This window comes from Psychrobacter sp. 219-2-C, assembly GCF_049560815.1.
GTDB classification, from domain to species: domain Bacteria; phylum Pseudomonadota; class Gammaproteobacteria; order Pseudomonadales; family Moraxellaceae; genus Psychrobacter; species Psychrobacter faecalis.
In genome coordinates this window covers 2,916,277-2,937,166 of the sequence record NZ_CP186933.1, presented here as the reverse complement: position 1 = coordinate 2,937,166, position 20,890 = coordinate 2,916,277, and the positions used below count along the sequence as shown (strand labels likewise).

Sequence of the window (20,890 nt, the reverse complement as noted above, 5' to 3'; positions counted from 1 at the left end):
TTATGAGTAAATATAGCTTTGATAAATGCTGCCTACCTTAACGCAAAAAAAGCCACCTCAGTGACTTTTTCGTAAAAATATTATTAGTAGATGATGAGCAATTAATGACCGCCGCCATTGATACTACGTACCATCTCTTCAACCATTTTCTTGGCATCACCAAAGATCATCATGGTTTTGTCCATATAGAACAAGCTGTTATCAAGACCTGCATAGCCTGTGCTCATTGAACGTTTAATAACCATGACCGTCTGCGCTTTATTGACTTCTAAAATTGGCATACCAAAGATTGGGGATGATGGATCATCTTTTGCCGACGGATTGACGACGTCGTTGGCACCAATCACTAAGACCACATCGGTACTGGCAAAGTCGGAGTTAATCTCATCCATCTCAAGAATGTCATCATAGGGCACGTCAGCTTCCGCCAATAGCACGTTCATATGGCCTGGCATACGACCAGCGACTGGATGAATCGCAAAGCGCACATTGACGCCTTCCTCTTTTAATAGCTCATACAATTCTTTGACCGCGTTTTGAGCACGGCCCTGCGCCATACCGTAGCCCGGTACAATCACCACACTGCTGGCATTAGACATGAGGAAACCTGCGTCTTCTGCCGAACCTGCTTTGTAGTTTTTAGGTGCGCCATCATCTGCGCCTGTAGCGGCAGCTGCCGTACCCATACCACCAAATAAAACGTTTAGTAATGAGCGGTTCATGGCTTTACACATGATGTAAGATAAAATCGCGCCTGACGAACCAACGAGCGAACCTGCGATAATCAGCATCGAGTTGCCAAGGGTAAAACCGATACCCGCTGCTGCCCAACCTGAAAATGAGTTCAATAGCGACACAACCACGGGCATATCACCGCCACCGATTGGCGCAATCCACATCCAACCAAATATTACGGCTAATACTGCCATCGCATAGAAAGCTGGCAATGAATCGGTCATAAAGTAGACGATACCAAAACCAATCATAGCAATAAATAGAATCGCTTGTACCGGTTTTACCCAGCCGCCTACTAGGGTTTTTGCCCAACTTTTTGCGGCTAATTTACCAAAGGCAAAAACAGACGCTGAGAAAGTAATCGCACCAATAAAACAACCAATAAACAGTTCAGCACGGGCGACTGCGCCATGCTGTTGCTCAGTATGCAGTACGGTCGCTAAGGCAATCGCCACTGCTGCCAAGCCTACGAATGAATGCATCAAAGCAACGGTTTCTGGCATCTGGGTCATAGCAACCGTTTTTGCTTTCCACATGCCGACGACTGCACCCAATACCATGGCACCGATGATTAACCACAGCACAGGGCCTTCGGCTAAGAAAAAGGTCGTTGCAACTGCAATTGCCATCGCTACCATACCAAAGCGGTTGCCACGAATGGCGGTTTTTGGACTAGAAAGACCACGCAACGTTAAGACAAAAAGGATAGCACCGATTAAGTAAAACCAATCCGCATTTGCTGCAATCATATTTGTTAAATCGCTCATGCATCGCCTCCGCTTTCAGTCGTCGCAGTTTCAAGCGCTGGCGCTTTTTTTGCTTTTGGTTTAAACATTGCCAGCATACGCTCAGTCACCGCAAAACCACCAAAGATATTGATACTGGCTAAAAATACGGCAAAAGCACCGAGCAAGCTGGTTGGGGTAAACATCGCGCCGTCAATGGTGACGGTTTGTAGCATCGCGCCGACGATAACGATACTTGATAAGGCATTTGTTACTGCCATTAGTGGCGTGTGCAGTGCTGGCGTGACGCCCCAAACGACGTAATATCCGACGAAAATAGCGAGCACGAATACCGTGAAAATCGCTACAAACGGTGTGCTACTCATGGCCGCACCCGCTGGCGCTGCCGCTAAAATAGTGGCAATCATCTAATCCTCCTAAAAATTTGTTCGTGTCTGGCAAATGTAAGGTAATGAAATTCGAGACTGGATATTTAAGGCTTAGCGTTTAGCAAGACGTACTTGGTTGTCATGCGTCACCGCTAACGCCCCTTGAATCTCATCATTCATGTCTAAATTCAGTGCCAGTGTTTTCGCTGAAGCGTCGTCTTTAGCTGCAGGAGCCATCAAAGTAGTGATAAAATTAACAAGGTTATTGGCATATAAATCTGAAGACTGCGCCGCCAGTTGTGATGGAATATTGGCTGCCCCGACGATACGCACACCGTTTGGCGTAGTAATGGTTTCATCAGGTACACTGCCTTCGACGTTGCCACCTGTACCAGCGGCCATATCAATCAGTACTGAACCAGCTTTCATTTTGGCAAGCGTTGCCCCGTGCACCAAGCGCGGCGCCTTACGTCCAGGAATCTGCGCGGTGGTAATGACGATATCTGCGTTGCTCAAGGCTTTATCTACGACAGCAGCCTGATCTTTGATATATTGCTCAGAGGGCGTCCATGCATAACCGCCCGTGGCTTTGGCTTTTTGCGCTTCGTCTTCGCTCATTGGCACGTCAAGCCATTTACCACCAAGCGATTCCACTTGTTCTTTAGCAGCAGGGCGCAAATCACTGGCTTCAACGACAGCACCTAAACGCTTCGCCGTCGCAATCGCCTGCAAACCTGCAACCCCGACACCTAAGATGACCACTTTGGCAGGTTTCACCGTACCCGCTGAGGTCATAAACATCGGAAATGGACGCGAGTATTCATTAGCAGCAAGCAAGACCGCTTTATAACCGGCAAGGTTGGCTTGTGACGATAAGACGTCCATATTTTGCGCACGTGACAAAGTACGTGGCAATAACTCCATGGCAAAGACGGTTGCACCTTTGGCCGCATAAGTATCTAGCTGGCTATTGCGATATGGGTCAAGCATACCAATGACCACTTGACCGGCTGTTAAATGCTCAGTCACCGCTGCTGGCAAATCATTGACGGTAGTAATAATTTGCGCTTGGTTGACGACCTCGGTACTACTATTGGCAATATCAGCACCCGCTGCCTGATACAACTCATCAGCGTAATATGCCGCTTGACCTGCACCTGACTGAATGACGACTTCAAACCCTAGTTTACGTAATTTTTTTACCGCGTCTGGGGTTAGCGCTACCCGTTTTTCACTCGCGCTATCTGCACTAATAACACCAATCTTCATACCGTCTCCTTACTTACGTCAAATGACTATACTCACGTTTAATGACTATCTTTTAACACCCGCAACGCATCTTTAAAAAGCACAGGGGACAAAAAAATCTTTGGTCACGGTTGGTTAAGAACTTAAGACCAAAGATTATCAATTTAATAAATGATAGCTCCTTTGCCATCATGCCTTTTTATTATAGAGATAACATCTGCAAACTTTCATTGTCTAATGATGACCCACAAGTAAAATAAAAAGTTAGGCATTTACACCATCATCATAACTTTTATTGTTATATTAAAAACTTTTATTTTTTCCAAAAGCGCGCAAAGCCTGTAAGCTATTAGCTCACGACAAATATAAAAACTGGCTTAAGGTTTGACATATGTCTACGATGTCGCTTAAAAATACAAAACCGCTACGACTAAGTCAAGATAAAATACGGCCTAACGTATAATAAGAAAACTTGACAGCTCAATGGAACACCAACTCATTCACTATAAATAAGGAATAACCATGTATTTTTTACTCTCCCCTGCCAAATCGCTTAATGAGAAAGATGCCGTGCCAGTCAATCTCGGCAACTACTATAGTCAGCCTGAGCTGATTGAGCATGCGCAGGTGCTCATGAAAGACCTAAAAGCCAAAGAGCCGATTGGTTTACAAGAGCTGATGAGTATCTCTGACGATTTGGCGCAGCTTAATGCCAAACGTAATCAAGACTGGGCTTGGAGTACAAATAGTCCCTTTACAGGCGACAACGCCAAACCAGCGGGTTATTTATTTGACGGGGATGTTTATAGCGGGCTTGATATGTATCAGATGGACAAAGATACTGCTATTTACGTTAACGAACACTTGGGTATTTTGTCAGGTCTTTATGGCGTGCTTAAACCGTTAGATTTAATACAGCCGTATCGTCTAGAGATGGGCACCAAGCTAAAAAATGAGCGCGGGGATAATCTTTACGAGTTTTGGGGCGAAGAAGTGACTAAAACAATCAATGCGCGCATGGCAGATAGTGAGGACAAGGTTTTAATTAACCTTGCTTCTAATGAATATTTTAAGGTAATAAAAAAGAAAGCACTAAATGCGGTGATTATCACGCCAAGATTTGAAGACGAGAAAAATGGTCACTATAAAGTGATTAGTTTTTATGCCAAAAAAGCCCGCGGACTGATGGTGAAATACGCAGCTGACAATAAGCTGACCAATGCAGAGCAGCTAAAGCAGTTTGATTTAGCAGGCTATTATTATGTCGATGAACTGTCTGACGATAAAACGTGGACGTTTCGTCGGGATAAAGCGAGTCAGTAGTCTTTAAACAAATATCTAATTTGCATAAAAAACCCCGATAAGCTTAGCCAATCGGGGTTTTGTTTGAACTAGGTTTAACAAGTAGGTTATGACAAAGTCATACTTCTAGCGAAAAGCGATTTGTCGAGGAAGACGCGCGAAAATAGTACTTATCGTACATTGAGCGCGGCTAACAAAGAAAAATCGCTTTGTAGCAGAAGTAAAATTACATCATACCGCCCATGCCACCCATACCGCCCATTCCACCGGCAGCGCCCATGCCAGCCATAGCATCATCACCTTGCGGTAAGTCAGTAATCATGACTTCAGTTGTAAGCATGAGGCCTGCAACAGAAGCCGCATTTTCTAGTGCTGAACGTGATACTTTTGCTGGATCAAGGATACCCATCTCTAGCATATCGCCGTATTCGCCAGAAGCTGCGTTGTAACCGTAGTTACCGCTACCGCTCTTGACTTCATTAACCACCACTGACGCTTCTTCGCCTGAGTTGGTCACGATTTGACGTAAAGGTGCTTCCATCGCACGGCGTAGGATTCTAATACCCGCATTTTGGTCGTCGTTATCGCCACGTAGTTCAGACAAGGCATTCATCGCACGAACGAGGGCAACGCCGCCGCCAGGGACAACGCCTTCTTCAACCGCTGCACGAGTCGCATGTAGTGCATCATCAACGCGGTCTTTCTTCTCTTTCATTTCAGTTTCAGTTGCCGCGCCTACTTTGATAACGGCAACGCCGCCAGCAAGTTTTGCCATACGCTCTTGTAGCTTCTCTTTATCGTAGTCAGACGTTGATTCTTCAACTTGACGTTTGATAGATTCAACGCGGTTTTCGATGTCAGCGGTGTTACCCGCGCCATCAACAATCACAGTGTTTTCTTTACCGACAGTGACTTTTTTCGCCGTACCTAATTGCTCTAAAGTAGCAGTCTCTAAGCTCAGACCAATCTCTTCAGAAATCACCGTACCGCCAGTTAACGTTGCGATATCTTCTAGCATAGCTTTACGGCGATCGCCAAAACCTGGTGCTTTAACAGCACAAGTTTTTAAGCCGCCACGCATGTTGTTTACAACTAGTGTTGCCAATGCTTCGTTTTCTACGTCTTCAGCAATGATTAGCAACGGTTTGCTTTGCTGCATGACTTGCTCAAGTAATGGCACGATCTCGCGGATATTGCTAATTTTTTTATCAACAAGCAAGATGTAAGGATTTTCGAATTCAGCGGTTAAGCTGTCTTGCTTATTGGCAAAGTACGGGCTGATATAACCACGGTCAAACTGCATACCTTCAACCACTTCCAAGGTATCTTCAAAGCTTGAACCTTCTTCAACGGTGATGACGCCTTGCTTACCAACTTTTTCCATCGCTTGGGCAATCAGCTCACCAATTTTGGTATCTGAGTTGGCAGAGATAGAACCTACTTGCGCAATCGCTTTTGAATCGTCAGCTGGGGTTGATAACTCATGGATTTGCTCAACCGCAGCACGTACGGCTTTATCGATACCGCGCTTAAGATCCATTGGGTTCATGCCTGCAGCAACTGATTTCATGCCCTCAACCAAGATTGATTGTGCCAATACAGTCGCAGTCGTTGTACCATCACCAGCAACATCGTTGGTACGGCTAGCCACTTCACGTACCAGTTGTGCGCCCATGTTTTCAAATTTGTTTTCAAGCTCGATTTCTTTGGCAACCGATACACCATCTTTAGTGATGGTAGGTGCGCCAAATGATTTATCGATAACCACGTTACGACCTTTCGGGCCAAGCGTGACTTTTACCGCATTTGCTAGAACGTTTACACCGTCCATCATTTGTTTACGGGCATCAATGCCGAATTTTACGTCTTTTGCCATGTTAAATTACTCCACTAATATAAGTATGAGAATGCAATGAAAGGTTTTAATGATATTTTTTTATAAATGTTATTGGGTATAACTGTTGTTGGCTAAAAATCGTTAGCCAAAAAATGTTAGCCAAAATTTCCTTATTGGCAATTAGCCTTCTAGTACACCCAATACGTCTGCTTCTTTCATAATCAATAGCTCTTCGCCGTCAACTTTTACCGTTTGACCCGCATATTGACCGAACAAGACTTTATCGCCAACTTTTACATCTAACGCGCGAGTTTCACCGTTGTCACGAATCTGACCGTTACCGGTTGCTAGCACTTCACCTTGAGACGGTTTTTCTTGAGCTGAACCAGGAAGCAAGATACCACCAGCCGTTTTTGTTTCTTCTTCGATACGGCGGACGACAATACGGTCATGTAAAGGACGAATATTCATCGATACGACTCCAAAATTTGGTTAGTTAACATAAAGGTTTATTTGAATGAATGATCTCAATACCAAGATCTAGCAGAATGTCTGCTTAAAAACAGCATTCTTTAGATAAGCTTTGAGCTTGTATCAGAAAGTGGGGGCAAGGCAAGTTTGCTTCAAGTGTAAAGCCCAAAAATTTACAAGATTTTTGCACATCATTGCCTATGTAAGCAGTAGTGCGAGTGATAAATATTCCATTGATTAAATTGCACGCTATTAAAGGCTTTGGCATTGCTTTAAAACAACAAGCCTTCCATCAAATAATAAGAGAGAAAATGAGCGATTATAAATGAAGCTTTTAGCGGTATCAGCCAATTAACTTCCACATTTCTTACCAAGCTTACAGCAAGTTACTGCCCGTGCTCGCTTTAGCTAAACCAGCAACATCGACTACAATAGCCTAACGCTTCACTGTGCCCCTGCCCTTGAAAATGTAACAGAGTATGACAATATATAGGAGTGAGCACATAACAAGCCCTATAAATAAAAGCTAACAGTCAAACAAAAGATAATATCTATAAATAAAAGCTGATAACACAGCCTGAAACCAAATTAAGGAATATCCATGAGTTTTTTATCACAAAATAAACAATCCCTATCAATCCATTCTAATAACCCGAAACGCAGCCCTTCTAAAATTTTAAGCGCCTTAACCACTGGAGCAAGCATTGCTGCGATTGGAGCTTTAAGTATGACCGCACCTACCCTTGCCAGCGCCAAAAGCGTTGAGCCCTCAAGCGCGAACTATAGTTTCACCATTGAAGATAAATATAAAGGTACAGCTACCCGTACGTTGAATAAATCTGGTAATACCTGGAAATACAATGTCAATGCTCGCGTTGCTGGGGTCGCCACCGCCGCGCAAAATAGTACCTTTACTATTAACGGTAATAATGTGGTGCCAACTCAGGCCAGCACCACTTATAAACTATTGGGCGTTGGTCGTACGCATAAGTTGGACTTTAATCCAAGCAGTAAAAAGGTAGTAAGTAACTATCGCGGCAAATCGACGACTTTAAATATGGCACAGCAAGCCTTTGATGATTTGAGCCTTGAGGTGCAAATTCGCCAAGATTTATTAAACGGTAAATTCTCTGGCAACTATTACATGGCGAAAAAAGACAAAATTGAGAAAACGCCTTTTAAAAAATCAGGCAATACTAAAATCACCGTACCAGCAGGTACGTTTGATACCGTGCGTGTCGACCGCGTGCACGATGACAATAGCCGCTCGACCAGTTTTTGGTTGGCGCCAAGCTTAGATTATCTGCCAGTTAAAGTCAGTCAAATTAACGATGGTAAAAAGATGGATTTAGAATTAACCAAAGTCAATTAAGCCCTTATCTTTGTATAAATGGTTAACGTAAAGAAGCGGCGCTCTAAATGAAGCGCCGCTTTTTTTTATCCGTATAAAACTTTCTATGAGAATTTTAGCGAGAACGTGGCTGTTTAACGACATTGTTCATTGACGGTAGACGTTTTAACAAGATAAATAACCAGACGTTGATGGTAAGTAACAACACAAAATCAAGCAGATAGACCATTATCTCAGCCCAACTACTGCCATAAACACGGGTAAATAGCACCACCCCACTCGCGCCAAGATAAACCAAGGTAAACATACTGTCTATCAATAGCGCATAAGGCGAACGCCCGCGTAATATCGATGGCGTTAAGACCAGCGCCGGTAGCAACCATAACGCTTGCCAAGCGATACCGCCAACGATATCGGGACGACTAGGATTAAAGACGCTGATTAAAATCGGCAATGCCAATAATCTAAACGCTAGCCAAACCAACCACGTCACCATCAAACGCTGACGTATAGGCGCTATCGGCTTTTGCGCATTAACTATCTCAGGCGTTTTTGCTGCGGGCGTGTCGATATTACTGTCCTGCTTGGATTGGTTAGTGACCATGAGAGATATGTATTTCCTAATTGATAACAGCAAGCGGCAATATATAAGGGTTAATTAACGCTGCCAATTGGCTTGCGCTAAGGCAGACGCGGTAATTGCCAAACGCCGACCTTGGGCAATCGCCAGCTCGCGCTCATCTGCCGATACTGGTTGGTCATGTAACGCGCCGCTGACATGACTTGCGCCATAAGGCGAGCCGCCACGCTGCGTTCTATTTAACGCAGGCTCAGCATAAGGGACGCCCACAATCATCATGCCATGATGCAATAGCGGCATCATCATCGTCAGCAAGGTCGTTTCTTGTCCGCCGTGCATCGAACCGGTAGCCGTAAATACTGCAGCTGGCTTGTTTTGCAGATTGCCTGCCAGCCATAGGGTGACGGTATTGTCCCAAAAATACTTCATCGGTGCGGCCATATTACCAAAGTGCGTCGGACTACCAAGCGCAAGCCCGCTACAATCTTTTAAATCATCCATGGTGCAATAAAGGTCGCCTTCATCAGGAATGGCAGGCTTAGTTGCGGTGGTTTCAGGCGCGACAGTCGGCACCGTACGAATACGCGCCGTCATGCCAGCGTCTTCAACACCCTGAGCAATGGCATATGCTAATATCTTCGTCGTACCATAATTTGAATAATAAAGCACCAAAACATAAGGGGCGGTCTGACTCATTAGCAAAACATCCTTAAAAAGTCGTGAAAGTGAATGGTTAAAGGCGCGTCAACCACACTATAAATGACCCGCATGAATAATAGATGTGCATATTATGCCCGAGTCATGCATTGACAGCAAACAAAGCACATCAACCTCATTCAAAAGTGCCGTTTTGTAGATGGTGTAGACAAGCATTTAAACCAACGCTGACTTAGTGCATTTTGACACAATTCAGTGGCAGATTCTGCACGCTTACTTTTGTTACACTATTCGCACTCTTATTGCCGTTAAATGGTTGTCATGGAAAATTTACTAAAAAAAATCCCTTTTTTACACCAACGTTGGTTTCAGTTTCTACGTTTTTTGACGCGGCACTTTTTTGAAGACAACTGCCAACAAAAAGCTGCCTCGCTAACGTATACGACGCTATTATCGATTGTGCCTATCTTAACAGTACTATTGATGATTTTGTCGTCAGTGCCAGCGCTTGCGTCGGTCAGAGCGCAGATTTATGAAGTGATATATAGCAACTTGTTGCCGCAATCGAGTTTGCAAGTCAGCAAATATATCAATAACTTCGCTGAAAAGTCATCTAATCTGACCATCATCGGTTCGATGGTATTGTTTTTTACCACCATCATGACCCTGACGACCATTGAGCGCGCCTTTAACCAAATCTGGCGAGTAGAGAATCGTTCAGGCGGTATGAAAAGTATTCTGCGCTACTGGACGATTGTGACATTAGGACCGCTGATTTTAGGCACGGCATTTATCGTCTCAAGTACGGTGCAAAGCTTAAGTTTCTTAAATCGACAAATCGCCGGCTACGGTATCGACTGGTCGTTTTGGATTCAAATCGTTTCTATTGCGGTCACGGTAGCGGGCTTTATTAGTATGTACTGGTTTATACCCAAAGCGCGTGTCCCGGCAAAAAATGCGGCGATTGCTGGTGTCTTTGTGGCGATTATTTTTGAGTTAATGAAGAACCTTTTTGGTACGGTCATGGCGAATTTTACCAGCTATGAGGCCATTTATGGGGCGTTTGCCGCGCTGCCAATATTTTTATTATGGATCTATCTGTCGTGGAATTTGATTTTGCTCGGCGTTGAGATTAGTTATACCTTGACCATTTTTGAGACCGAAGAGGTTTATCCGCGCCACCCGCTCCTAAGTTTGCTCGATATGTTAAATCTCGTTTATACCCATCATTTAAAAGGCGAAGCGGTGAGCGAGCAAGCGCTGCGTAATGTCTTAGGACGTAAAGAGCTGCCAAAATGGTATACCTACATTAACTATCTGCAAGACAGTAATCTTATCACCATGACCGAAGAAGAAGATTATGTGCTGAAAAAAGATTTGAGCAAAATGACCTTGTGGGATTTTTATCGTACTCTGCCTTACCCTTTGCCTATCAAAGATGAGCTTGATGAGATGAGCATTGAGGACCAAAAACCTTGGCTGAGCTTATTGGTTGATCGCTTTGAAAATACAGAAGCTTATGCCAAACAGCAATTGGCTTTACCATTGAATATGATTTTCGCTCATAGCGAACCCCGTAAAAAATCTGAGGAAAATACAGCAAATTCAACTAAAAACACTCGCTCTAAACTCTTTAGAAAATCTAACGAGGCAACCCCTAACTACCTATCTAAAAAAGATAAAGATAGGGATAACGTCACGCCGGACTTTGATCCTATCGCTTATGATAAGGACAGCGACGTAGAATGCGATGAGAATAACAATGAAATTCTCATTCCTAAAGATATTGGCGACAATAAACCTTCTACACTTCACCACAGAATTGGGAAGAGAGACGATATTATTACAGAAGCGGATAAGCCTATAATAAAGTAAGCTTATGTTAAGTAAGCTAACTATCATTTTTTATCTTCGTTACAACATATAAATAAGCTCCTATCATAGGGGCTTTTTTTACTAAATTTTTAAACGATCCTATTTATATGGTAAGGTAATTCCTTTTAAGCCTCGTCATCTAGTGAGGCAATAGCACGGCTTTTTTCAATAAAACTTGTTTAATTTTTAGGTCATTTTTGGAGCGCATTCTATTGGACAAATACCCTAAAAATGGCTGGCTTAAGTCGCTATTGCTCACCCTTATGCACAGGTTAAAGCAATTTGCCCAGCTGTGGTCGCTACAGACGCTATTGGATCTCCCCGATCGCCTAAAAAATCTGTGGCAGCAGCTGATTGGTTCTTATTGGTTTATTCCTAGCGCTTGTGTGTTAGCGGGCATTCTCCTCGCGCCCATATTGGTCACCATTGATGAACATTTTGACCGCGAGACGGTTAGAGAGCTAAGTTTTGCTTTTACCGGCGATGATGAGGCCGCTCGCGCTATCATGACCACCATTGCTGGTGCCGTACTTGGTGTCGCGGGGACTACTTTTTCGATTACCATTGCCGTGTTATCAATGGCGTCTTCGCAATTTGGCCCCAGATTGCTGCGTAATTTTTTGACCGATACGCCCAATCAGTTTGTTTTAGGCGCGTTTATTGGCACCTTTAGCTATAGTTTATTGGTGTTAAAAGCGATTCATAAATACGATGTTGCCTTTGGTGTACCGCAATTGGCGGTGACCTTTGGCATTATCATGGCAATTATTTGCGCGTTATTATTGGTGTATTTTGTGCAGCATATGGTGCATGCGATTCAGGCATCGCATGTGATCGAAGGCGCCAGTAATGAGGCGATTAAAAATATTCACTACTGGTATAAAGACCGCTGTGATATCAATCATCAACGTAACGTTGTGCATCAGGATATCGAACAATTTCACACTTGGTCTGCAACGCCGATTTATGCGCCAAGCTCGGGGTATTTGCAGCAAATCTATCTTAAATCACTGGTAACTCTGAGCCAAGATTATGCAGGCGTGGTGCAAATCAAAGCCAATCTTGGTGATTTTGTCACTGATAGAAATATTATCGGCTATTTTTATCAGCGCCCAGCCAACCATCCAGACAATCGACAGCAGACCAACACACCAAAACTTGCTATTGTGCCGCGCCCCCCAGATAGCTTGTTTTGGCAGCGCTTTGCTGGTTGTATCCGTATTGAGCAGCGCCTAAGCCATTCTAACGATATCGCTTATAGTTTAGGACAAATGACCGAAATTGCGGTACGCGCTCTTTCTCCAGGAATTAACGATCCCAAAACTGCGGTCAATTGCGTACAGTCTTTGACCAGCTGCCTTAGCATCATGATGCGTCGTCAGCCGCCAAGCCCCTATCATTTTTATATAAAAAATCCAGACAAGTCGATGCCAGATAAAACAACATCTGATAATAGCATTATTGAAAAAGTAAGCCATAAACCACGCGACGCCATATTAGCCGTCGTGACTCATACCCCTAAAATATCCGACTTTATCGATACATCGCTTGGCGAGATACGGCGTTACGCGACCGCAGACTTGATGGTATTAAAGGCGCTTTGTCAGGCAATGGTAGACCTTAATTATGCCAAAGTTAATAATGCTCAGCAGCAAACGCTCTTACATGAGCTGACGTTGATTGAACGTGCGGGACAAGACAATCTTAGCTATCAGGCCTTGGTCGATGACTTAAGCACCATGTGTGCGCAAGCCAAGCAGTTTATTCTCAGCGACAATGACCAACACCAATATTTTGCTTATGTCGCTAAGTTCGATGCTCATATTCATCAAGCTCTACAAACACAATCAAGATAGCGTTTAAAACGATCTTTATTACTAAAAATAAGTTTGCCACTCATAACTGGTAAGCCAGCACAAAAATAACTAAAATAAAACCCCGTTAATCCTCCTAAGTCCTAAAATTGGGGCGAATTTTTATCATTACTTGAGACCCTTTTTATGGCTCCTACCAGCAGCTTGAGCGTACTAGAAATCAGCGCTATTTTTTTATCGATTACTGCCTTATTAACTTATGTCAATCATCGCTTTATCGGCTTACCAACGACTATCGGCGTGATGGTAATCTCCATTTTATTATCTATCGGCGCGATATTTTTGGGCTTTTTAGGTTTTGATCAGCTCATTGATTACGAAGTGAGCTTATTAGAACAGCTTGATTTTACCGAAGTCTTATTGGACGGCATGCTGTCTATGTTGCTCTTTGCGGGCGCGCTACACGTCAATATTGGCGATTTAAAACGTTATAAACTGCCCATTGGTATCCTTGCTTTTATTGGCACCATCGTATCGGCGTTACTCATTGCCGCTGCCCTTTATTTTATGCTGCCGCTATTTGGTTTTGGCCTGCCGTTTTTGTGGTGTTTATTATTTGGCGCTTTGATATCGCCGACCGACCCAATCGCCGTGATGGGTATTTTGGCCTCAGCTGGCGCACCAAAAAGTATTGAAACGGTCATCGCTGGTGAATCACTATTTAATGATGGTATCGGCGTGGTTATTTTCGTGCTGCTGCTCGGTATTTTATCCAGTGGCGATATCCCAACGGCCAATTATGTTGCCCATACCTTAGCCGTTGAAGCTGGTGGCGGTATAGTCTTTGGTTTAGTGCTCGGCGCAGTTTTGTACTACATGCTTAAAAGCATCGACAGCTACCAAGAAGAGGTGTTATTAACGCTGGCGGGCGTCATAGGCGGCTATGCACTCGCCAGCCATTGGCATTTATCAGGGCCACTTGCGATGGTGATGATGGGCTTAATGGTAGGTAATCGTGGACGCGCGCTAGCGATGAGTGATAAAACGCGCCATTATATTGATTTGTTTTGGGAATTAATTGATGAAATTCTTAACGCGATTTTATTTGTCTTGATTGGTTTAGAGGTGGTGATGATTGCTTATTCGGGCAATTTATTTATCGCTGCTGGTTTGACCATTGTTATTGCCCTACTTGCACGCTTTATCGTCGTCGGCATGACCACTAAAACCTTTCATCGTCAGCTTGATTTGCCAAAAGGCGCGTGGAAAGTACTGACATGGGGCGGATTGCGCGGTGGGATTTCGGTTGCTTTGGTGTTGCAGTTGCCAGCGGGTAGCGAGCGCGATATTTTATTGGCGCTGACTTACGCGGTGGTGATATTCTCTATTTTGGTACAAGGTTTGAGCGTTGGTAAAGTCGCCAAAAGCATTCGCACTGATGAGAAAGTCGCAGAGATATAAGCTTTACATAGTTTTTATTTAGCCGTTTTAATCAAAGAAAAGCCAGTATAAGAGGATAGCTTATACTGGCTTTTTTAGGTCTCTTAAACCCGTTTATTGGTTTGTATCACAGCCTAGTTATATCAAACCTTTGCGCTTCATATTGCGATAAACCACGATAACAATAATAATATTTGATATTAAGATGGCAAGCTTAAACCAGTCAAATGGGCTAGCAAACAAATAATAAATCTCAATAGGAATAAATATCCCGTAGCCTAACACCCCAAACCAATATGCCCAAGTTTTATCTTGCCACAAACCATAAGCTTCAAGAAAGCGCAAACTGGCATAAGCAAAAATGAGCAATAAAAATACTGGCCAATTTTTGCTTGCCTGCTGCGCTATGCGTACCGCACTATCAACTTGCGGTGCTAGCAGTTGCCCAAAGACTTGCTGCCAAGACGCAGTCGCTGTCGTTAGCCAATGCTCAAGGTCACTATGCCAGGACCATAAAGCCCCCGCCCCTAATAGCGCACCAACGCCTTTGACCACTTCATAGATTGCCACCGCTTTGATCGATTCGCTAGAGGTACTAGCGCCACTGCGCGGTGTATGCGGCTGACTGGTTAAATCTTGGTTATTATCCTTCGAGGATGGTAGCAGACTGTCATCCTGTCTGGGCAAATTAGGCAAAGAAAGTCTCCACCACACGACCCTGCAACTGCTCATTAAAGAACGGCGTGTTTTTCCCATTTGACAGCATGGTTTCTGTGGTTACTTGCCACTCAAGATTGGGATCGACCAACACCGCGCCGCCGATACTTTCATACTGCTCACTAATGCCCGCAATTTTTGCTGGATTAAGGCATATTTTATCGACCAACTGTTCAAGCGTTAATACCTGATCACGTACCAATTGACAGGCCAGCGCCATAAAGGTATCAAAATTTGAGATACCAGGCGTACTCTCAGCAAACGGTGCTTTTTTGGCGGTACTGTTTAGCGGCTCATGGTGACTGCAAATCGCATCAATCGTGCCGTCTTTTAGCCCGCGGCGAATGGCTTGCTGATCGGTATTACTACGCAGCGGCGGTAGTACATAGGCTTGGGCATTAAAGCCTTTTAAATTATCATCGGTTAAATACAGCTGATGCATCGCCACATCACAAGTCACCGGCAGACCTTTGTCTTTCGCCCAACGCATCAGCTCAATCGAAGACTTACAAGATAGTTGACTGAAATGTGCGGCAATACCCGTTTCTTCTACCATCAATAACTGTGTCGATAAAGCAACCGTTTCCGCAATCCAAGGAATCCCTTGCAAACCATGATACGAGGCGATATAACCTTCATGTGCCACGCCATCACCAGACAAACTTGGCTCGTCAGGATAAAAGAATACTTTCATGCCAAAAGTCGCCGCATACTCTAAAGTACGCAGTAACACCAAGTCATTACGAAAAGGTCGACGCGCATTAGAAACCGCGATACAGCCACCTTTTTTCAGACCAGCGATATTTGATGGTTGCTCGCCTTCTAAGCCTGCGGTCAACGCCCCTAAAACATGCAAATAAATACCGCCATCACTCAGCGCCCGCTCACGCAAACCTTTTAATAGCGAGCCATTTTCTAAAATGGGGTTGGTATCAGGTGGAATCACCACATGCAAAAAGCCATTGCCACGGGCCGCACGCCCTTCTGACTCTAACGTACCGTGTTGTTGTTGACCCGGTTCGCGTAAACGGGCGCATAAATCAACCAAGGGAGGCAGTAGCCACATTTCGCGCTCTGACTCAAGAGAAGCCAGCTTATCGGTTACTGTGCTTGGTAGCGCGTCTTTAAATGCTTGAGGAAGATGGTTAATTATCGGTGTATCCGTATTTAACGTAGTAGACATGAGCGTTATTACCGTATCAATAAAATGAGATAAATAAATATAAAACAGTGCAGCAGAGTATTATTGACTCGCAGCTTGATGCGCGCGCTGACCTTCCATTGCCAGTGACAATACTGCCATGCGGATCGCAATGCCATTGTTTACCTGCTTCAAAATCACAGACTGGTCACCATCGGCAACGCTTGAGGCAATCTCAACCCCGCGATTCATTGGTCCTGGATGCATCACCAACGCATCGGGTTTAGCCAGTGCTAGGCGTTCAGGCGTAATACCATAGTGTTTATAATATTCACTCGACGACGCCAGCAGCGGCGAGCCGATACGCTCATTTTGTATTCTTAATCCCATAATGACATCACAGTCGGTGACGCATTCGTTCATATCTTCATAAACTTGCACGCCAAAACGCTCAATACCTTTGGGTAATAAGGTACGCGGCGCACAGACACGAATATCTTTGACGCCTAAGGTTTGCAGCGCACTGATATCTGAGCGCGCGACCCGTGAATGCTTAATATCGCCGATGATGGCTACGGACAATTCTTCAAACGGGCGCGGTGCTTCACGGTGAATGGTGAGCATATCGAGCATACCTTGCGTCGGATGCGCATGCCAGCCATCACCGCCATTAATAATAGCAATATCAGGCGTCACTTCGGTTGCCATAAAATGCGCCGCCCCTGACGCTGAATGCCGTACCACAAAAATATCCGCTGTCATCGCTTGTAGATTCCACAGGGTATCGCGCAAGCTCTCGCCTTTTTTGGTACTAGAGCGCTCAATATCGATATTGAGCACATTGGCACCAAGACGCTTTTCGGCGACTTCAAAAGTGGTGCGCGTGCGCGTTGACGGTTCAAAAAACAAATTCATCACCGTATAGCCTTCAAGCTCAGGGCGGTTAATCAGTTGCCCATTATCATCAAAAAATGTCTCTGCTTTGGCAATAATTGCCTGCAGTTGCGCTTTACTTAAACCCTCTACCCCTAAGAAATGGCGAATACTGCCATCGTTATTGAGCTGCGGACGACTGAGCGAGGCGTTGAGCTTTTGATGAATAGTCTCAGGATCAAACTTGGCATAATCAGTCGGCGAAACGGTTGGTGTTGAGCGACTATCGATAGAATTTGACATAATGGCACATCTTTATTGTTAGGTGATATGAGGTGATTATCATTATTTAGGCGTTTTACGCTCGTTAAGCACACAGACAAGGACATTTTGGCGCTTATTTGCTACAATTTAGCGCAATGACAAACAACCTTAAAAGATAGCTTTTGGCGTCTTAGTGAGCAATGGCTCTAGACATATAGCAAACCTTATCAAAAGCCACTTATTAACACCATAAATAAATAATCATAGCGCTAGTGTAGCTGATTTTGTGGTCAGGACAAAGACGCCTTGCTGGGTATTTAAAAATTTGCCAAATTTAGGCAAATTAAAGGTGATCTAACCGTCTCTCAAACTTCTATTTAATTTTTATTCTCATTGGTCTTATTTTTAAAAGTACTTATTTTAATACTATCTATTTTAACCGTCTTTATCAGGAAACCTTATGACAACCTTAGCAAATTATCTAAACGCTGATGCCAGTAACCCGGCACTTAATGACGTAATTACCACTGTGACTAATGTTGGTAAAACCATCTCGCAGTTATTAAGAAAAGGGGCGTTAGCAGATATCTTAGGCGAAGCAGGTAATCAAAATGTCCAAGGTGAAGAGCAGAAAAAACTCGACGTCTTAGCTAACGATTTATTATTAGAGGCGTTGGCAAACAACGCGCATTGTGCAGGTGTTGCCTCAGAAGAGCTCGACGATGCTACCCCTGCCAACGCTGATGGTAGTTTATTGGTATTGTTCGATCCGCTTGATGGCTCATCAAATATCGATATTAATATGGCCGTCGGTACCATCTTCTCTATCCTACCGTACCAACGCCAAGGTCAAGTCAGTGCAAATAGCGATTTTTTACAAGCGGGTAATCAACAGCTAGCCGCCGGTTATTTGCTATATGGCACCTCTACGGTACTGGCATTAACCATCGCTGATAATGTCGTGATGTTTAGCCTAGACCCTGATAGCAATGACTATGTACTGATAGAAGAGGATGTTCAGATTGATGCGGATACTAGTGAATACGCTATCAACGCTTCAAACTATCGCTACTGGCAAGCGCCTATGCAGCAATATATCGACGAGCTCATCGCTGGCAAGACTGGCGTACGCGGCCGTGACTTTAACACGCGTTGGGTGGCGGCGATGGTCGGCGATGTGCATCGAATTTTATGTCGTGGCGGTTTATTCACCTATCCATTTGACACTAAAGATGCCAATAAAGCCGGCAAGTTACGCTTGATGTATGAAGCCAATCCGATGAGCTTATTGATTGAGCGCGCAGGCGGTGCTGCTACTGACGCGGTGCAGCGTATCTTGGATATAGAACCAACGGATATTCATCAACGTGTTCCTGTGGTACTTGGTAGTAAAAACGAAGTCGCTTACGTTAAAAATTTACATTTAAAACATGCTGATAAATAAATCATTTGTACCCAATTTGATAATCATCAGCGTACAGCGATATGAAAAATCGACTTTACGCTGATGATTCAAACTCTTTATATTTTAAGCGATCCATTATGGTAGCAAATCCCACCGAGCTGATTACCTCAGATAAAAATACGACTGTTAAACTTATCAAAGGGCTATTGACGCAAGCGCGCCAGCGTAAGAAACAAGGGCAAACCGTCATTGAAGGCGTGCACCTTATCGATGCCGCTCTGCGTAGCGATTACCCATTTGTGCAGATATTACTGTCTGAATCGGCGCACCAGCATCCTGAAGTTCAGCAGCTTTTGACGCGCCTGCCGACTTATACGCCTATTTTGACTTTAGCAGATAGCCTGTACGAAGGTATTCGTAGCTTAGGGACTGGCATCGATATCATGGCGCTGATTAACATTCCAGCGCCTAGCCTTAAACCCATCAATGATGACTGCTTGATTCTTAATGATGTCCAGGACAGCGGCAATGTCGGTACGCTACTGCGTACGGCGGCGGCAGTTGGCATTAAAAACATACTTTGTACCAGTGCAACAGCGCAAGCATGGTCACCAAAGACGCTCAGAGCAGGTATGGGCGCGCAGCTTGCCCTCAGCATTTACGAGGGGTTAAGTGTGCAAGATATTTTAGATTTCGTACAAACGCCGCTATTTGCCACCAGCTCACATACCGATACGGTCATTTATCAACATGACTTAAGAAAGCCAATCGCTTGGATTATGGGGCATGAAGGCCAAGGTGTTTGCGACGAGCTAATGCAGTGTGCCACCCCTATCGCCTTGCCGCAGCCTAACGGACAAGAAAGCCTGAATGTCGCCATTGCAGGCTCATTATGCTTGTATGAGACATTGCGTCAGAGAAGTTATGCTTAGAATCATTTAGAGAAAACACGAAAAACCCGCTATAAAAATAGCGGGTTTTTTCTGCTTAATTACTTATGCAAGAGGTAACAATTAAATCTTGCTAGTCAGCTCAGGCAATGCCTCAAACAAATCGGCTTCTAAGAAGTAATCAGCAACGCTCGCGATTGGTGATTCTGGATCATTGTTGATAGCAACGATGACTTTAGAATCTTTCATACCTGCTAAATGCTGAATCGCGCCTGAGATACCCGCTGCGATATAAAGGTCTGGGGCAACGATTTTACCTGTTTGACCAACTTGCATATCGTTTGGTACATAGCCTGCATCAACAGCAGCCCGTGATGCGCCAACCGCAGCGCCAAGCTTATCCGCTAGCGGCTCGATATATTTAGTGAAGTTTTCACCATTCGCTAATGCACGACCACCAGAAACCACGATGCTTGCAGAAGTCAATTCAGGACGGTCAGATTTTGCCATCTCTTCATTGACGAAGCTTGATTTACCCAAATCTTGAACATTATCGAGTGTCTCAACAGACGCTGAACCGCCTTCGCTTGCCACAGGATCAAAAGCAGTGGTACGGACTGTTAAAACCACTTTATCTTCTGAGGTCTTAACTGTTGCCGTGGCGTTACCTGCATAGATAGGACGCTCAAAGGTGTTTGCGTCTACGACCGCAGAGATTTCTGACAACATGCTCACGTCAAGTAAAGCGGCGACACGTGGCATAAAGTTTTTGCCAGTAGTGGTAGCAGCAGCGATGATATGGCTATAATCACTAGCGATGTCAGCAATCAATAGGGCGATATTGCCTGCCAATTGATGTTCATAAGCGGCGTTATCGGCTAATAGTACTTTAGTCACGCCTTCAGCTTTAGCGGCTGCATCAGCTGCTGCCTGCGCGCCGCTACCAGCGACCAATACATGGACGTCATCGCCTATTTGCTTAGCAGCAGCGATCGTGTTCAAAGTTGCCTTTTTTAGACTGGCATTGTCATGTTCTGCATATACCAAAATTGCCATTGTTTTTATCCTTTATTTATTCGTATCATCTATTCATGCGGTTGTTTGTGTACAAAACGATTTATCAAATCAGCTTAAATATGAAACCTTTTAGATAACATCATTTTGCACAAGATATGC

18 protein-coding genes are annotated in these 20,890 nt (G+C 44.3%); 7 read left to right on the top strand and 11 right to left on the bottom strand.

Annotated elements, in window-relative coordinates:
- Nucleotides 1-101: 101 nt before the first annotated feature.
- From ACPEGP_RS12200 to ACPEGP_RS12190, 3 genes are all read right to left on the bottom strand, one after another.
- Nucleotides 102-1,502, bottom strand: coding sequence for an NAD(P)(+) transhydrogenase (Re/Si-specific) subunit beta (locus ACPEGP_RS12200; protein ID WP_144297700.1), 1,401 nt, complete (start codon nucleotides 1,500-1,502; stop codon nucleotides 102-104).
- The gene (locus ACPEGP_RS12195) at nucleotides 1,499-1,846 is read right to left on the bottom strand and encodes a proton-translocating transhydrogenase family protein (RefSeq protein ID WP_144297754.1); all 348 of its coding nucleotides are present in this window, start codon (nucleotides 1,844-1,846) and stop codon (nucleotides 1,499-1,501) included. Before ACPEGP_RS12195 ends, ACPEGP_RS12200 begins: the two co-directional genes overlap by 4 nt.
- Nucleotides 1,847-1,960: 114 nt before the next feature.
- Nucleotides 1,961-3,118 carry a Re/Si-specific NAD(P)(+) transhydrogenase subunit alpha gene (locus tag ACPEGP_RS12190; RefSeq protein ID WP_423813549.1) on the bottom strand — a complete coding sequence of 386 codons (1,158 nt, stop codon included), beginning with the start codon at nucleotides 3,116-3,118 and terminating at the stop codon, nucleotides 1,961-1,963.
- A gap of 501 nt (nucleotides 3,119-3,619) precedes the next feature.
- Between ACPEGP_RS12190 and yaaA the strand changes: the two genes are divergently transcribed.
- A complete protein-coding gene (gene yaaA / locus ACPEGP_RS12185; RefSeq protein WP_423813548.1) occupies nucleotides 3,620-4,420 on the top strand; it encodes a peroxide stress protein YaaA in 801 nt (266 codons plus the stop codon).
- Nucleotides 4,421-4,625: 205 nt separating this feature from the next.
- Here yaaA and groL read toward each other — a convergent pair whose 3' ends face one another.
- Together groL and ACPEGP_RS12175 are read right to left on the bottom strand one after the other, a co-directional pair.
- Nucleotides 4,626-6,275, bottom strand: coding sequence for a chaperonin GroEL (gene groL / locus ACPEGP_RS12180; RefSeq protein ID WP_191692388.1), 1,650 nt, complete (start codon nucleotides 6,273-6,275; stop codon nucleotides 4,626-4,628).
- Nucleotides 6,276-6,416: 141 nt separating this feature from the next.
- Entirely contained in the window at nucleotides 6,417-6,707 is a 291-nt protein-coding gene (locus ACPEGP_RS12175; protein WP_144297704.1) for a co-chaperone GroES, read from the bottom strand.
- A 601-nt stretch (nucleotides 6,708-7,308) separates the two neighbouring features.
- On the opposite strand from ACPEGP_RS12175, the gene ACPEGP_RS12170 reads away from it, so the two are divergent.
- Nucleotides 7,309-8,079 (top strand): DUF3108 domain-containing protein, encoded by a 771-nt coding sequence (locus tag ACPEGP_RS12170; RefSeq protein WP_423813547.1) that lies wholly within the window; start codon nucleotides 7,309-7,311, stop codon nucleotides 8,077-8,079.
- 94 nt (nucleotides 8,080-8,173) lie between these two features.
- On the opposite strand, the gene ACPEGP_RS12165 is transcribed toward ACPEGP_RS12170, so the two are convergent.
- A complete protein-coding gene (locus tag ACPEGP_RS12165) occupies nucleotides 8,174-8,662 on the bottom strand; it encodes a hypothetical protein (protein ID WP_193031661.1) in 489 nt (162 codons plus the stop codon).
- Nucleotides 8,663-8,716: 54 nt separating this feature from the next.
- The gene (gene wrbA / locus ACPEGP_RS12160; protein ID WP_423813546.1) at nucleotides 8,717-9,334 is read right to left on the bottom strand and encodes an NAD(P)H:quinone oxidoreductase; all 618 of its coding nucleotides are present in this window, start codon (nucleotides 9,332-9,334) and stop codon (nucleotides 8,717-8,719) included.
- Nucleotides 9,335-9,616: 282 nt separating this feature from the next.
- Between wrbA and ACPEGP_RS12155 the strand changes: the two genes are divergently transcribed.
- The 3 genes from ACPEGP_RS12155 to ACPEGP_RS12145 all read left to right on the top strand — a co-directional run bounded on the left by ACPEGP_RS12155 (nucleotide 9,617) and on the right by ACPEGP_RS12145 (nucleotide 14,445).
- Entirely contained in the window at nucleotides 9,617-11,170 is a 1,554-nt protein-coding gene (locus tag ACPEGP_RS12155) for a YihY family inner membrane protein (protein ID WP_306495482.1), read from the top strand.
- A 263-nt stretch (nucleotides 11,171-11,433) separates the two neighbouring features.
- Nucleotides 11,434-13,026 (top strand): DUF2254 domain-containing protein, encoded by a 1,593-nt coding sequence (locus tag ACPEGP_RS12150; RefSeq protein WP_423814286.1) that lies wholly within the window; start codon nucleotides 11,434-11,436, stop codon nucleotides 13,024-13,026.
- Between the two features lie 144 nt (nucleotides 13,027-13,170).
- Nucleotides 13,171-14,445: a cation:proton antiporter gene (locus ACPEGP_RS12145; protein WP_423813545.1), complete on the top strand. Its 1,275-nt coding sequence runs from the start codon at nucleotides 13,171-13,173 to the stop codon at nucleotides 14,443-14,445.
- A 117-nt stretch (nucleotides 14,446-14,562) separates the two neighbouring features.
- On the opposite strand, the gene ACPEGP_RS12140 is transcribed toward ACPEGP_RS12145, so the two are convergent.
- The 3 genes from ACPEGP_RS12140 to ACPEGP_RS12130 are packed head-to-tail and all read right to left on the bottom strand — an operon-like array spanning nucleotide 14,563 to nucleotide 17,458.
- Nucleotides 14,563-15,120, bottom strand: a complete 558-nt coding sequence (locus ACPEGP_RS12140) for a DUF2127 domain-containing protein (RefSeq protein WP_102076797.1) — start codon at nucleotides 15,118-15,120, stop codon at nucleotides 14,563-14,565.
- A complete protein-coding gene (locus ACPEGP_RS12135; RefSeq protein ID WP_423813544.1) occupies nucleotides 15,113-16,324 on the bottom strand; it encodes a dihydroorotase in 1,212 nt (403 codons plus the stop codon). The genes ACPEGP_RS12140 and ACPEGP_RS12135 overlap by 8 nt, the downstream gene beginning before the upstream one ends.
- Before the next feature lie 60 nt (nucleotides 16,325-16,384).
- On the bottom strand, nucleotides 16,385-17,458 hold the full coding sequence (locus ACPEGP_RS12130) for an aspartate carbamoyltransferase catalytic subunit (RefSeq protein ID WP_068406823.1): 1,074 nt from the start codon (nucleotides 17,456-17,458) through the stop codon (nucleotides 16,385-16,387).
- A 421-nt stretch (nucleotides 17,459-17,879) separates the two neighbouring features.
- Between ACPEGP_RS12130 and ACPEGP_RS12125 the strand changes: the two genes are divergently transcribed.
- Both ACPEGP_RS12125 and ACPEGP_RS12120 read left to right on the top strand, forming a co-directional pair.
- Nucleotides 17,880-18,863, top strand: a complete 984-nt coding sequence (locus ACPEGP_RS12125; protein WP_423813543.1) for a class 1 fructose-bisphosphatase — start codon at nucleotides 17,880-17,882, stop codon at nucleotides 18,861-18,863.
- Between the two features lie 98 nt (nucleotides 18,864-18,961).
- Complete coding sequence (locus ACPEGP_RS12120) at nucleotides 18,962-19,756, top strand: TrmH family RNA methyltransferase (RefSeq protein WP_423813542.1); 795 nt, start codon at nucleotides 18,962-18,964, stop codon at nucleotides 19,754-19,756.
- Nucleotides 19,757-19,837: 81 nt separating this feature from the next.
- Here the strand turns inward: ACPEGP_RS12120 and ACPEGP_RS12115 are convergent, their stop codons facing one another.
- Nucleotides 19,838-20,770 (bottom strand): electron transfer flavoprotein subunit alpha/FixB family protein, encoded by a 933-nt coding sequence (locus ACPEGP_RS12115; protein ID WP_191691519.1) that lies wholly within the window; start codon nucleotides 20,768-20,770, stop codon nucleotides 19,838-19,840.
- Nucleotides 20,771-20,890 lie beyond the last annotated feature (120 nt).

Coding starts and splice junctions, on each gene's coding strand:
- ACPEGP_RS12190 (WP_423813549.1), bottom strand. CDS start 3,118: ATGAAGATTGGTGTTATTAGTGCAGATAGCGCGAGTGAAAAACGGGTA.
- groL (WP_191692388.1), bottom strand. CDS start 6,275: ATGGCAAAAGACGTAAAATTCGGCATTGATGCCCGTAAACAAATGATG.
- ACPEGP_RS12115 (WP_191691519.1), bottom strand. CDS start 20,770: ATGGCAATTTTGGTATATGCAGAACATGACAATGCCAGTCTAAAAAAG.
- ACPEGP_RS12150 (WP_423814286.1), top strand. CDS start 11,434: ATGCACAGGTTAAAGCAATTTGCCCAGCTGTGGTCGCTACAGACGCTA.
- ACPEGP_RS12130 (WP_068406823.1), bottom strand. CDS start 17,458: ATGTCAAATTCTATCGATAGTCGCTCAACACCAACCGTTTCGCCGACT.
- ACPEGP_RS12170 (WP_423813547.1), top strand. CDS start 7,309: ATGAGTTTTTTATCACAAAATAAACAATCCCTATCAATCCATTCTAAT.
- ACPEGP_RS12125 (WP_423813543.1), top strand. CDS start 17,880: ATGACAACCTTAGCAAATTATCTAAACGCTGATGCCAGTAACCCGGCA.
- ACPEGP_RS12145 (WP_423813545.1), top strand. CDS start 13,171: ATGGCTCCTACCAGCAGCTTGAGCGTACTAGAAATCAGCGCTATTTTT.
- ACPEGP_RS12155 (WP_306495482.1), top strand. CDS start 9,617: ATGGAAAATTTACTAAAAAAAATCCCTTTTTTACACCAACGTTGGTTT.
- ACPEGP_RS12120 (WP_423813542.1), top strand. CDS start 18,962: ATGGTAGCAAATCCCACCGAGCTGATTACCTCAGATAAAAATACGACT.
- ACPEGP_RS12135 (WP_423813544.1), bottom strand. CDS start 16,324: ATGTCTACTACGTTAAATACGGATACACCGATAATTAACCATCTTCCT.
- ACPEGP_RS12175 (WP_144297704.1), bottom strand. CDS start 6,707: ATGAATATTCGTCCTTTACATGACCGTATTGTCGTCCGCCGTATCGAA.
- ACPEGP_RS12165 (WP_193031661.1), bottom strand. CDS start 8,662: ATGGTCACTAACCAATCCAAGCAGGACAGTAATATCGACACGCCCGCA.
- yaaA (WP_423813548.1), top strand. CDS start 3,620: ATGTATTTTTTACTCTCCCCTGCCAAATCGCTTAATGAGAAAGATGCC.
- ACPEGP_RS12200 (WP_144297700.1), bottom strand. CDS start 1,502: ATGAGCGATTTAACAAATATGATTGCAGCAAATGCGGATTGGTTTTAC.
- wrbA (WP_423813546.1), bottom strand. CDS start 9,334: ATGAGTCAGACCGCCCCTTATGTTTTGGTGCTTTATTATTCAAATTAT.
- ACPEGP_RS12195 (WP_144297754.1), bottom strand. CDS start 1,846: ATGAGTAGCACACCGTTTGTAGCGATTTTCACGGTATTCGTGCTCGCT.